The following is a 12,579-nucleotide window of genomic DNA, read 5'->3' as shown; positions in this document are numbered from 1 at the left end:
TCGACCGGGAAGAACCCATGCCAAGCAACAACTACTACGACGTGACGACGTGGCCTGTGGGCAATCCGTCCAAGGACGTCGGCGAAGTGATCAACAGCATCATTGCCGACATCAAGGAACGGCAGAACGCCAATGATGTGAACAATGGCGGAAAGCCGGGCGCGGTGATCTACCTTCCGCCGGGGGACTACCACCTCCGCACGCAGGTGGTGATCGACGTCAGCTTCCTTCGCATCGAGGGCTCGGGACACGGGTTTACGTCGTCGAGCATCCGGTTCAACGTTCCCGAGGACGAATGGCCGGACCTGCATGAGCTGTGGCCCGGCGGGAGCCGGATTATCGTTGACCTTCCGGCCTCCGGCGACGGGGAGGAATCCAGGGGCGCCGCCTTTTACATTGAGCGAAGCGGGAGCCCGCGGATCAGCTCGGTGGAGTTCTCCAACTTCTGCATCGACGGGCTGCACTTCACCCCGGACGGCTCGGGGCTGCCTGCGGAGAACACCTACGTCAACGGCAAGACCGGCATCTATGTCGCCAGCGCCAATGACTCCTTCCGCGTCAATGGCATGGGCTTTGTTTACCTCGAAAATGCCCTCACTATCCACAACGCGGACGCGCTTTCGATTCACGACAACTTCATCGCCGAATGCGGAAGCTGCATCGAGTTGCGGGGGTGGGGACAGGCATCCAAGATCACCGACAACCTGATCGGAGCAGGGCCCAAAGGCCGCTCGATCTACGCCGAGAACCATGGCGGGCTCCTGGTCACGGCCAACAACGTCTTTCCCCGTGGTGCAAGCAGCGTCCATTTCAACGGCGTCACGCGTTCAAGCGTCACCAGTAACCGTTTGCATTCCTTCTACCCCGGGATGCTGGTTCTCGAGGGCAACAGTTCGGAAAACCTTGTGGCCACGAACCACTTCCTGCGGGACCACGAGCCCTGGACGCCGTTCGTGGGAGTGGACAACGGACTGGACGACCTCCACGGATTGCTCTCCGTGAGCGGCAGCAACAACTCCGTCATCGGCAACCACTTCTCTGAGGTCATCGACTCGCAGGGCATCCGGCCGGCCGGCGCCACGCCCGTCATCATTCGGCTGAGGGCGGGAGCGGGCAACTTCGTCTCCAACAACCATGTGGTGGCGATGGACGTCCACGCCAAATCGAGCGACTCGTGCTTCTCGGCCCAAGTGGACGCCCTGTTGACCACTGAAGCCTCGGACGGTCTCGCGGTGACGGCCGTGATGGTCGATGCCGGGTCAGTACGGAACACGATCCTGGATTCAGGAAGCGACGCACAGGTTGCCGCAGACAGGGCTGTTAATGCTGTCAGGGCCACACCCACGGTGGGTTCCTAGGCTGCACATGCACTTGCCGTAGAAGGGCGGCCGGTGTATCCGATCGCCCTTCTACGCGCTGACTGCTATTTCGTGTTCAGCATGTTCCAGAGAATCAAGTCATGTGCGTGCTTGGCTTTAGCCGCCCTTCCCGGCAGGCCCAATCACCTCCCCGCATGACTCGACCTGCCTTCTATCCGCTCCGGGCCAGCAACTGCCGGCAGGACGCCAGAAGGACATCCACGGCGCGTTCCATCGCGCCGCCGTCGAACGTCATGGCCGGGTGGTGGAGTCCGGGTTGGACGTTGGCCCCGACGGCCAGCATGGCCGCCTGAAGCGCAGGGTTCCGCCGGGTGTAGAAGTGGAAGTCGTCCGAGCCGGACGTGACGATCCTGGGACGCAGGTGCTCCCTGCCTAATGTCGCCGTGACCGACGAAGCCAGGACGTCCTCGGCCTTTTGCCCTATCACTGCAGCAGGCACCTCATCCCGGAAGTCGAGGCGGATCTCCGCCCCGCTGTTCGCCGCCACCGATCGGCACACCTCCACCAGCCCCGTCCGCAGCGTGGCCATGGCTTCGTTGGTTTGGGCGCGCAGGTCTACCCCGAAGCATCCGCTGCCGGGGATGACGTTGAGGTTGCTTCCGCCGGCGTGCAGCATCGTCATTTTCGCGGAACTCGGGATTTGCGGATCGACCTTGATGCGCTGCAGCCCTGCCGAGATTTCAAGCGCAAGTTCGACGGCGTTCGCCCCGAGGTGGGGCCGTGCCCCGTGGTGGTCCTCACCTGTGATGGTGCCGATGGCGAAGAGGCAGGCCCCGTGGGAGATAGCGGGTGCCATGCAGGGAGCGGGGAGTTCCTGCTGCGGGCGCAGGTGCACGCCAAAGAGATACTCAAGCCCGTCCGCGACACCAAGTGACGCCACCAGTTCCGCCCCGTTGCCCGCCTCCTCCGCGGGTTGGAAGATGGCACGGACGGCTCCGTTGACCGGCTCCGGCTGCTCCGCAAGTTCGAGCATGACGGAAGCGACTATCGCCATGTTGGCATCATGGCCGCACGAATGCACGGCAATCCGTTTCCCGTCCACCTCCTGCACCAGGGCATCCATGTCAGCCCTGAGCCCTATCCTGGGAATTCCCTTCCCGGCATCCACGGTGAAACCGGGAAAGTCAGAAAATTTCCGTGGTTCGAGGCCCGCTTCCGCGAGCAGGCCGGCAAGGTACGCGGAGGTGGCAAACTCCTCCATGCTCGGTTCCGGGTGATCGTGCAGGTGGTTCCAAATGTCATGAAGACGTTGGCGCGCTGCCTCATTGATCACGCAGTGACCCCGCACTCGCTGACAGTTAGATCGGCCAGGACATCGAGGTCCACGTCTACCCCCAGCCCCGGGCCCTCGCCGATCTGCACTTCAGGCAGGACGTAGGGAAGGTTTCCGGGTTCCCGGGCGAACTTCACCGGTCCGGAGAGCTCGGTGGACACAATGTTTGGATGGGACAGGGCCAAGTGGAATCCGGCGGCCGAGGCGATGCTGGTTTCCAGCATGGAACCGATCTGGACCTTGAGGCCGCCGAGTTCGGCTTGGGTGGCCAGGCGGTGGCAGGGTGTGATTCCGCCGCTCTTCATGAGCTTGAGGTTGACCATGTCCACCGAACGGTCCCGGACAAACCGGACCAAGTCGGCGGCGTCCACCACTGATTCGTCGGCCATGAGGCGGGCGCCGGTGGCCTGGCGCAGCAGCTTGAAACCGTCGATATCGTCCGCGTGGAGCGGCTGTTCCACCCAGTCGATTCCGTAGGGTTCCAAGGCTGCAATCATCTCTCTTGCCGTTGCGGGATCGGCCCACCCCTGGTTTGCGTCCACCCGGATGGCGAGGTCCGGGCCGATTGCTGCGCGGACAGCCCGGACGCGTTCAATATCCAGGCCGTCGCCGCCGCCGAGCTTCATCTTGAGGTGGCGGTAACCCTGGCTCCGCGCCTGGACTGCCTGTTCAGCCAGGATCTCCGGGGCAAGAATGCTCATGACGCGGGCGATGGTGGGCTGCTCGGGCCGGCGCCCGCCGAGCAGGCCGTAGATGGGGCGGTTGGCCGCCTTTCCGGCCAGGTCCCAGCAGGCAATGTCGACGGCGGCCTTCGCGGCTCCGCAGCCTTTCAGCGCCTTGTTGAGGTGCTGGTGGACGGCTGTGGTGTCGCGGGGGTCAAGCCCCAGCACTGCGGGAATCAGTTCCGTCCGCAGTGCCTCAACCGTCCCGGTGGGCGTCTCTCCGGTGATGTGCCCGTCCGGGACGCTTTCGCCGTACCCGGTCAGGCCGTCGTCGGTCTCCAGGGTGAGGATGACGCTCGGCATGGAGGCGTAGCTGTCGTAGGAAACCACGAACGGTTCCAGCAGCGGGAGGTCGATAAGGGTGATGGTGGCGCGGGAGATCTTCAATGCTTGGCTCACAGTTCAAGGAGGGGGACGGTTCGGCGGAGACAGGTGAAGCTGGACTACATCACGCTTTCCAGGAAGGAGGTGGTCCGGGGATTTTGCGGATTGTCCAGCACCTCTTCCGGCGTGCCGGACTCCACCACCACGCCGCCGTCCATGAACACCACGCTGTCACCGGCCCCGCGGGCGAATCCGATCTCGTGGGTCACAACGATCATGGTCATCCCCTCCGCTGCCAGGGTGCGCATGACATCCAGGACATCTCCCACCAGTTCCGGGTCAAGGGCGCTGGTTGGCTCGTCGAACAGGAGCAGCTGCGGATCCATGGCAAGTGCGCGGGCGATGGCGACGCGCTGCTGCTGCCCGCCCGAGAGCTGTGCCGGGTAGGCCTTGGCCAGGTGGGCCAGGCCCACCCGGTCCAGCAGTTCCATCCCGCGCTTGACTGCCGCTGCCTTGGGGATCCTTTTTACGCCGACCGGCGCGGCCCAGATGTTCTCCAGTGCGGTCATGTGCGGAAAGAGGTTGAAGCGCTGGAACACCATTCCGATGCCGCGGCGCTGTTTTGCCACCTCGCGGGGGCTCATCTCGAAGATCCTGTCCTGGCGTTGCGCGTAACCGATCAGGTCGCCCGCAACGGAGATCCGCCCGCCGTCGATCCTTTCCAGGTGGTTGATGCACCGGAGGAAGGTGGACTTGCCGGAACCGGAGGGGCCCAGCAGGCACATGACCTCGCCGCTGTTGACTCTCAGGGAGATGCCTTTGAGGACCTCGACGCCGCCGTAGTGCTTCCGTACGTTGCTGGCCACCAGGAGCGGCTGCGCTGTCGGGCCGTGGCCAGAAGGCCTTGGGGAGGCCAATGCCTGGGTCATGACTGGTGTCCTTTCGATGCTTTCGGGGCCGAACCGGGGGACGTTGCGGTACCGGGGGCCCGCTGTTTGCCGAGTATTGCCCTGATCCTGGCCAGGGGAGTGGGAGCCTGCTGCCGGGCGTTGCCCCTGCCGTAGTGGCGCTCCAGGTAGTACTGGGGCACGGACAGGACGGAAGTGAGGAAGAGGTACCAGCAGCTGACAACGATGAGGAGTTCCACTTGGCGCAGGTTCTGGGAAGAGATCTGCGTGGCCACGGTGTAGAGCTCAAGCACCGCGATGACGGAGAGCAGGGACGTGTTCTTCAGCATCGAGATCGTCTCATTGCCCATTGGCGGGATGATGACCCGCATGGCCTGGGGCAGGACAACCCTAAAGAGGGTGAAAGCGGGGGACATTCCCAGGGAAGAGGCGGCTTCGTGCTGACCGGCGTCGACGGACAGCATCCCGCCGCGGATGATTTCCGCTGAATAGGCGGCCTGGTTCAGGGTCAGGGCCAACAGCCCGGCGGTGAAGGCCGGGACCAGGGTGTTCGTATCCACGGAGAAGACGGTGAAGTCCGTGAAGGGAATGCCCAGCGATATCTGTGAATAGAGCAGGCCCAGGTAGCCCCAAAAGACCACCTGGATCAGCAGTGGGGTGCCCCGGAAGATCCAGACGTAGAACCAGGCGAAGGCGTTCATGACGGGGTTCCGGGAAAGCCGCATCACTGCGAGGAAAACGCCCAGGACCGTGGACACCACCATGGAGACTACGGTGAGGACGATCGTCAGGCCGATGCCCCCGAGGACCCGGGGGTGGAACAGATACGCCGCGATGGTGGCATGGTCGATGTTCGGGTTGGTCCACAGCGACGACGCCAGCGCGGCGGCGCCCAGGGCAAGGAGGGCGGCTCCCACCCAGCGCCAGGGGTGCCGGAGGGGGACGGCTACGACGTCATCCTGGCCGCCTCCACGGGCAGGCCCGGTTCCGGGGGCAGCAGGCTGCTGGCGAGGGGTTGCGACGGCGGGGGTCATGGCTTACCGCCCAGGTTCAGTCCTGCCTCCTTGACGGTGTAGTCCGAGAGGTTGTATTTGGCCAGGATCTCCCCGTAGGTGCCGTCGGCGACGAGCGACTGGAGCGCGGCCAGCAATGCCTTCGAAAGCTCCGCGTCCTGCTTGAGCACACCAATGCCGGTATACACGGGGTTGTATCCGGCCGGGTTGGCAGGGTCTTTGACCAGATCGAAGATCTTCCCGCCACCGGCGGTGCTGGCGGCATAGGCCGCTACCGCCGAGTCGACGACGTCGGCTGCGGCTTTGCCGGAACGGACGGCTGTCTGGACGTCCGTCTCCAGCGGGAGCTCGGAGATCCTGACAGGTTTCGATCCCTTGTCCAGGCACTGCTGGTCGTACGTGCGCAGGATTTCGGCCTGGACGGTGGCCTTCTGCACGGCGACATCTTTGTCGCACAGGTCCAGGACGGTGGTGATGTTTCCCGGGTTTCCTTCCGGGACCAGGATGGAGAATCCTGCGTGCAGGTAGTCCACGAAATCCAGGGTTTCCTGGCGCTCGGGCGTATCGTTCATCCCCGACATGATGATGTCGTTCTTGCCCGACTGCAGTGAGGGAATGATGCTGTCGAACGCCTGGGTCTGGAGTTCCAACCGCACACCGAGCTTGGCTCCGAGGGCCTGGGCGAGGTCGTAGTCCAGGCCTGTGAGCTGCTGGTTCTCGTCGAACATCTCCATCGGCGGGTAGGGGATGTCGGAGGCGACGTTGATGACGCCCGCGCTCTTGAAGCGTTCGGGCAGGGCAGCGGCGGCGGCTGGGTCCGCGGCGCCTGCCGAAAAAGTGCTGGAATTGCTGGCAGGTGTTGAGCCTGCCGAGCAAGCGGCCAGGCCTGTCGCCAGTGCGAGGCCGGCGGCCAGGACGGTCGCCCGGACCGTTACTTCACGGGATGTGATGCTCATGTGTACTCCTCTTGGGTGGGGTTAGGCCTGGTCAGGGGCGGTCAGCTTGTACCAGCCGCTGCGGGTGACGCCTGATGCTTGGCGTCCCGAGGCGAAGGCAGGCTCGAGGATCTCCCGCACGAGCACACGCCACCGGGCAGCGGCGTCGGGGTTCGAGCCGCGGAGTGCCACGATGTCCCGCGGTGCGCGGCACCACAGCGTTCCGCCCGATTCCAGGAGGACAGGCAGCGAATCGGGGCCGTATTCGAGGACGCCAGCCAAGTGGTCAGGTGGAAGTTCGATCTCCGCGTGGATTCCGCGGCCGGCATCCATGCTCCGCTGGGAGGCCAGCGGCCAGACCGCCACGAGCCGGTCGCTTTCGTCGTTGGCGTTGATCTCGTCCTGCATCTGGCCATAGAAGTTGCGGGCATACTCTGATGCGTACGCTCCCAGCTTGGTGAGGTTGAAACGGGCATTGCGGCTGACCAGCGGGTCAAAGGTCCAGGTCATGGTGTCGATGCCCCGGGCCAGTGACCAAGCACGCTGGTGTTGTTTAAGGGCGAAACCGACGCCTTTGTCGCCGGCGCCGGGAAGCACGCCGGCAATCAATGAGTAGGTGGATCGCCCTCCAGGGGAGACGATGCCCACCGCTGCTCCGCACAGTTGCCCGGCCTGGTTGTAGGCGGCGGACACGTTGCAGCCCGAATGGGAAATGCTGCGCAGAAGGTCGAAGGGGATGGGTGCTCCGTGCGGCGACATGCCCCAGATGGCAATAAGCAGTGCTTCCACGTCCCGGAGCCGGTCGCGGTCGTGTTCGTCCACCACCAGCACACCGGCCCTGGACGCTGCTGCGGTTGCTGATTCTGCGGCCTGGAGAGCGGCCGGGCCGGCATCAAGAGTAAGTGACATGGGTCAACTATCTGCTGTGCCAGCACGCGACGGCTTCAGTGCAGGCTACGAAGGTTATCCAACTTTCTTGTGCTCCGGCACTAGAGATGGGAAGCTCAGCGTTATGATCGAGGCCGCCCGTCCCAATGACAGCATCCACCTGCCCCGACTGCTGAAGATGCTCGAAGACACCGGACTGGTCCTGGGTTCAACGGCGGTGCCGCCCAAAGTGTCCTTGATGAGTCCGTCGCTCTATGACCCCTTCGTGCCGCTTGAAGGGCTGCGCGGGGGCATTTTGCTCGGGATCGGGTTGCACCCCGCAGATCCGGGCACTGCAAGCGTGATCCGGAACGCGGCGGAAGCCGGATTTGCCGCGGTGGTGGTCAAGAAGCTCCACCAGGACATCGGACACCTCGCAGCGGTGGCGGACGAGGCCGGCATCGCCCTCCTGGTGGTGGACGACGACGTGAGGTGGCGCCATCTCAACGCGCTCCTGGATTCAGCCCTCAATGCTTCGGCAGATGCCGGCAGCACAATCTCACCCCTGGGAGTGGGTGATCTCTTTGCGTTGGCAAACGCTATTGCCGCGATGGTGGGCGGGGCCACGACCATCGAGAACCTGCAGGAGCAGGTGCTGGCGTACTCCACGCTGGAGGACCAGCCGATTGATGAGGACCGGCGAAGGGGAATCCTGGGCCGGCAGGTTCCATACCTGCCTGAGAACGCCAGCCAGTACGCAGCGGTGTTTCGGGCCTCGGGGGCAGTCCGGATCGAGGGTGTCCGGCCTGCCATGGACAGGTTGGCGATTGCGGTCCGGGCAGGGAAGGAGCCCCTGGGATCGATCTGGGTTGTCGATGTGCACGGCGACTTGGACAGTGACGCCGAACAGGCACTGGAACGTGCCGCGGACATCGCGGCGCTCCATATGCTTCGCGCCCGCAATAGCCATGATCTTGCGCGCCAGCAGCGGGCGGAGCTGCTGCGCAGGCTCCTCGACGGAGGGGACGACGCCGTCCTGGCTGCAGAACAGCTGGGGCTGCGGCACTCCGGTCCTTTCGCCGTCGTCGCCTTGCAGCCGGAGGCCGGGCAGGCAGCCGAGACAACGCTGGTCCGGATTGTGGATTTGGTGACCACGCAATGTGAAGCCCATGGCCAGGGCGCGCAGTGCGTTCAGGTGGGGCCCACCATCTACGCGATATTCCCGGCCGCGGCTCCGTCTTCCCTTGGCCCAATCGGTGCCCTTGCCCGCAGGCTCATCGATCGTGCCCGGGCATCGCTGGGAGTTGAGCTGCGGGCGGCGGCCGGTCCCGCCGTCGGCGCCGTCTCGGAGATCAGCCGTTCACGGCATGACGCTGACCTTGTCCTGCTGATGCTTGCCTCGGACGGCTCCTCCGGCACGTACGCCAGCGCAGCGGAGGTCCGCAGCCGCCTCACGCTCCTGGAACTGGCTGCGGCGTTCCGTGCGGCACCGCACCTTCTCTCCGCTGCCGCACGGAGGATCCAAGAGTACGACGCTGATTTCGGCACCGGATATGCCCTGACGCTGCGAACCTACCTTGACTGCTCCCGGGATTCGGCAAGGACGGCGGCGGCGTTGTCCCTGCACCAGAACACGCTCCGGTACCGGCTCAAGCGCCTGCGCGAGCTCTTCGACGTGGATCTGGACCAGCCCGAGGACACGCTGGTGCTATGGCTTAGCCTGCACGTGCTCGAGCTGAACTAACTGGGCAAGCCAGCCCTGCGTTGGTTCAGCCGGCGTAGGGGTCCGCGATGCCGATGTATTGAGTGGTGGTGTACTCGGCTATGCCCTCTGACCCGCCTTCGCGGCCAAGCCCTGATTGCTTCACTCCGCCGAATGGGGCCGCCGCGTTGGAGATGACACCGGCGTTGAACCCGACCATGCCGAACTCGATCTGCTCCGCCACCCGCAGCAGCCGATTGAAGTCGCGGCTGTAGAGGTAGGACGCGAGGCCGTATTCGCTGGCGTTGGCGAGTCGGATGGCGTCCTCCTCTGTGCTGAAAGTGGTGACGGGGGCGACGGGCCCGAAAATTTCCTGGCCGAGAATCGCGGCGTCGTTTGGCACCCCGGCGAGGACGGTGGGCTGGTAAAAGTAGCCGGGTCCGTCCGCGGGTGCGCCGCCGGTGACGGCTACTGCCCCGGCGTCGACGGCGGCGGCCACCAAGGCGTGGACGTCGTCGCGGGCTCCGGCGTCGATGAGCGGGCCGACTTGGGTGGTGGGGTCTGTGCCGCGGCCGGTGGCCAGCGCGCCCATGGCGGCTGCGAACTTGGCCGTGAATTCCTGGGCGATGGATTCGTGGACGAGGAAGCGGTTGGCGGCGGTGCAGGCTTCGCCCATGTTCCGCATTTTGGCGGCCATGGCCCCTTCAACGGCGGCATCGAGGTCGGCGTCCTCGAACACGATGAAGGGGGCGTTGCCGCCGAGTTCCATGGAGGTGCGGAGAACGTTGTGGGCGGCGTCGGCCATGAGGCGTTTGCCTACCTGCGTGGAGCCGGTGAAGGAGACCTTCCGCAGGCGTGAGTCCTTCAGCAGCGGCCCCGAAATACCAGAGGCGGATGAGGAAGAGACGACATTGAGGACGCCGGCCGGCAGGCCGGCGTCGAGCATGGTCTGTGCGAAGTACTGGGCAGTGAGCGGGGTGAGTTTGGCTGGTTTGAGGACCATGGTGCACCCTGCCGCGACGGCGGGGGCGACCTTGCGGGTGGCCATGGCGAGCGGGAAGTTCCAGGGGGTGATGAGCAGGCAGGGACCGACGGGTTTGTGCTGGACCAGGATCTTGTTCTTGCCCTCGGGGGTGGTGAGGTAGCGACCGTGGTCGCGGACAGTTTCCTCGGAGAACCAGCGCAGGAACTCGGCGCCGTAAGTGACTTCGCCGCGGGCTTCGGCCAGCGGCTTGCCCATTTCCAGGGTCATCAGCAGGGCGAAGTCCTCGGCCCGTTCGGTCACCAGGTCGAAGGCGCGGCGGAGGATCTCCGCGCGTTCCCGGGGTGCGGTCCGTGCCCAGGACGACTGAGCGGCGTCGGCGGCGTCCAGCGCGGCCACCGCGTCGTCGCTGGTGGCCGAGGCGAGGGTGGCGAGCACCTCCCCGGTGGCGGGATCGTGCACGTCAAATGTGCCGCCGTCGGACGCGTCCCGCCATTGCCCCCCGATCAGCAGGCCGGTGGGGACGGCAGCGAGGAGGGAGGCCTCACGCTCGGAGAAAATAGCAGAAGGCACTACGGGGGAAATGGTCATTCGAAGGTCTCCTTTGAAGAAACAATTTCAAGGGCAGGAAGTTGACGCGGTGACGGCGGCGGGGTGCTCCCGCCGCCGTCACTTGTCTGTCAGTGGTGCTTAGGCCTCACGCTTGAGGATGCGGCTGAGATCGCGCTGCGTCAGCGCTCGGGTGCCCTCAAACTGGGGGTCTTTCCTCAGCTCCACCACCAGGCCGTAACCGAGGAGCGCCACGATCACGGTGAACGGCAGGGCCGACAGCATGGCCGCCTGCTGGAGCGCGCCCAGGCCTCCTACGATCAGGAGAACGACGGCGCACAGGCCGGTGAGGAGACCCCAAGTGGTCAGTACTGGCTTGGTGGGCTTGAGGGTTCCGCGGGAGGACATCATGCTGAGGACGAAGGTGTTTGCGTCAGCGCCGGAGACGAAGTACATCACCACCAGGAAGATGGCCACCACCGATGTGATGCCGGACAGCGGGAGCTCGGCGAGGGTGGCGAAGAACGCTGAGTTGACGTCCTCCAGCGCCGCGGCACCGATGAGGCCGCCGTTATCCATGTCGAACTTGATTGCCGAGCCGCCGAAGATGGTGAACCAGGCGAAGAACACGACGCTCGGAACAATCATGACGCCTGCGATGAACTGGCGCACCGTGCGTCCCCGGGAGATCTTGGCTAGGAACACCCCAACGAAGGCGCCCCAGCTCAGCCACCAGGCCATCATGAAGTAGGTCCACCACTGCATCCACTGGACGTCTTCAGGGGTGCTCGGCGTCAGAAGGCTCACGGCGAAGAAGCCGCTGAGGTATTCGCCGAGGGAGCGGAAGAACAGGTTGGAGATGAAGTTGGTGGGGCCGGTGAACAGCACGAAGAGGGCCAGGCCGGCAGAGAGGACCATTGTGCCCTGGCTGAGGTACTTGATACCGCGATGCACGCCGGAGAGCGCGGAAAGCGTAAATATCACCGTGATGACGGCGATGATCAGGATCTGGCCCACAAGGCTGGAGGGGATACCGAACACCCGGTCCACTCCCTCGCCGATCTGCGAGGCACCGAGCCCTAGGGACGTTGTGGTTCCGAAGAGGGTGGCGATGATGGCGAAGATGTCGATCATCTTGCCGAACCAGCCGTCCACCAGTTTGCCGAAGACTGGCCGCAGCATCGGCGAGACAAGGCCCGCGTTGTTCCGGCGGTGGGTGGAGTAGGCGATGGCGAGGCCGAAGACGCCAAACACGGCCCAGGCGTGTGGGCCCCAGTCGAAGTAGGAGAACTGCATGGCCCGGACCGCGGCTTCCATGGTGCCGGCCTCGGCCAGACCGTGCGGAGGTGAGGCAAAGTGCGAGATGGGCTCCGCGACGCCATAGCTGATCAGGCCGATACCCATGACTGCAGAGAGGATCATCGCAAGCCAGGACCAGGTGCTGAAGTCGGGTTTTGCGTCGTCGGCACCGAGGCGGATGGTTCCGAACCTGCTGATGCCTATGTAGATGAGGAGACCGATGCAGCCGAGGGTCACAAGCAGGTAGCTCCAACCGACGCTCTCGGCGACCCAGTTCATGGCCGCGGTCATTACGGCGCTCAGGTTCTCCGGGGCCAGTGATGCCCACGCAGTGAACGCACCGATCAGGCCAACGGATGTCCAGAAGACTGCCCCGGGCCTGTGCCGGAGGCGGTCGGCTTTGGCCATCGCGGTTTCGGTTGCCTGCTCAATGGCAGCGGGAGAGTGCGATGCCTTGCTGTTCTCGCCCATGCCGGGAGATGTTTCATCCATCAGGTCCTCGGCAATTTTGATGTGGGTCATGAGTGCTCCAGGTTGCAGTGGACTGCATAGGTTTGGGTTGGGGAGGCCTCCAAGTGGAGGAAGTTGGCGCCCGGACCAGTCCGTGGGGCCGGCAGATCCGGGCA

General features: G+C 64.7%; 10 protein-coding genes. 2 read left to right on the top strand and 8 right to left on the bottom strand.

The window, feature by feature from the left end:
* The first annotated feature begins 17 nt into the window (after positions 1–17).
* Positions 18–1,358: a right-handed parallel beta-helix repeat-containing protein gene (locus KTR40_RS16540; protein WP_228404419.1), complete on the top strand. Its 1,341-nt coding sequence runs from the start codon at positions 18–20 to the stop codon at positions 1,356–1,358.
* Positions 1,359–1,530: 172 nt separating this feature from the next.
* On the opposite strand, the gene KTR40_RS16535 is transcribed toward KTR40_RS16540, so the two are convergent.
* The 6 genes from KTR40_RS16535 to KTR40_RS16510 form a co-directional block, all read right to left on the bottom strand.
* Positions 1,531–2,580 carry an amidohydrolase gene (locus tag KTR40_RS16535; RefSeq protein ID WP_255708232.1) on the bottom strand — a complete coding sequence of 350 codons (1,050 nt, stop codon included), beginning with the start codon at positions 2,578–2,580 and terminating at the stop codon, positions 1,531–1,533.
* A gap of 68 nt (positions 2,581–2,648) precedes the next feature.
* A complete protein-coding gene (locus KTR40_RS16530; RefSeq protein WP_228404417.1) occupies positions 2,649–3,773 on the bottom strand; it encodes a mandelate racemase/muconate lactonizing enzyme family protein in 1,125 nt (374 codons plus the stop codon).
* A 44-nt stretch (positions 3,774–3,817) separates the two neighbouring features.
* Entirely contained in the window at positions 3,818–4,627 is an 810-nt protein-coding gene (locus tag KTR40_RS16525; RefSeq protein ID WP_228404416.1) for an amino acid ABC transporter ATP-binding protein, read from the bottom strand.
* Positions 4,624–5,640 carry an amino acid ABC transporter permease gene (locus tag KTR40_RS16520; RefSeq protein WP_139030588.1) on the bottom strand — a complete coding sequence of 339 codons (1,017 nt, stop codon included), beginning with the start codon at positions 5,638–5,640 and terminating at the stop codon, positions 4,624–4,626. Before KTR40_RS16520 ends, KTR40_RS16525 begins: the two co-directional genes overlap by 4 nt.
* The gene (locus KTR40_RS16515) at positions 5,637–6,575 is read right to left on the bottom strand and encodes an ABC transporter substrate-binding protein (RefSeq protein WP_228404415.1); all 939 of its coding nucleotides are present in this window, start codon (positions 6,573–6,575) and stop codon (positions 5,637–5,639) included. Before KTR40_RS16515 ends, KTR40_RS16520 begins: the two co-directional genes overlap by 4 nt.
* Before the next feature lie 21 nt (positions 6,576–6,596).
* Entirely contained in the window at positions 6,597–7,463 is an 867-nt protein-coding gene (locus tag KTR40_RS16510; protein WP_228404414.1) for a GNAT family N-acetyltransferase, read from the bottom strand.
* 103 nt (positions 7,464–7,566) lie between these two features.
* Here KTR40_RS16510 and KTR40_RS16505 point away from each other — a divergent pair, with 103 nt between their 5' ends.
* On the top strand, positions 7,567–9,165 hold the full coding sequence (locus KTR40_RS16505; RefSeq protein ID WP_228404413.1) for a CdaR family transcriptional regulator: 1,599 nt from the start codon (positions 7,567–7,569) through the stop codon (positions 9,163–9,165).
* 25 nt (positions 9,166–9,190) lie between these two features.
* Here the strand turns inward: KTR40_RS16505 and KTR40_RS16500 are convergent, their stop codons facing one another.
* Together KTR40_RS16500 and KTR40_RS16495 are read right to left on the bottom strand one after the other, a co-directional pair.
* Complete coding sequence (locus KTR40_RS16500; RefSeq protein WP_228404412.1) at positions 9,191–10,696, bottom strand: NAD-dependent succinate-semialdehyde dehydrogenase; 1,506 nt, start codon at positions 10,694–10,696, stop codon at positions 9,191–9,193.
* 99 nt (positions 10,697–10,795) lie between these two features.
* Positions 10,796–12,475: a BCCT family transporter gene (locus tag KTR40_RS16495; protein WP_139030583.1), complete on the bottom strand. Its 1,680-nt coding sequence runs from the start codon at positions 12,473–12,475 to the stop codon at positions 10,796–10,798.
* Positions 12,476–12,579: the final 104 nt, after the last annotated feature.

This window comes from Pseudarthrobacter sp. L1SW, from assembly GCF_020809045.1.
In the GTDB taxonomy this organism is placed as follows: Bacteria; Actinomycetota; Actinomycetes; order Actinomycetales; family Micrococcaceae; genus Arthrobacter.
Note: the sequence above shows the minus strand (reverse complement) of the source record. Positions and strands in the feature narration are given on the sequence as shown.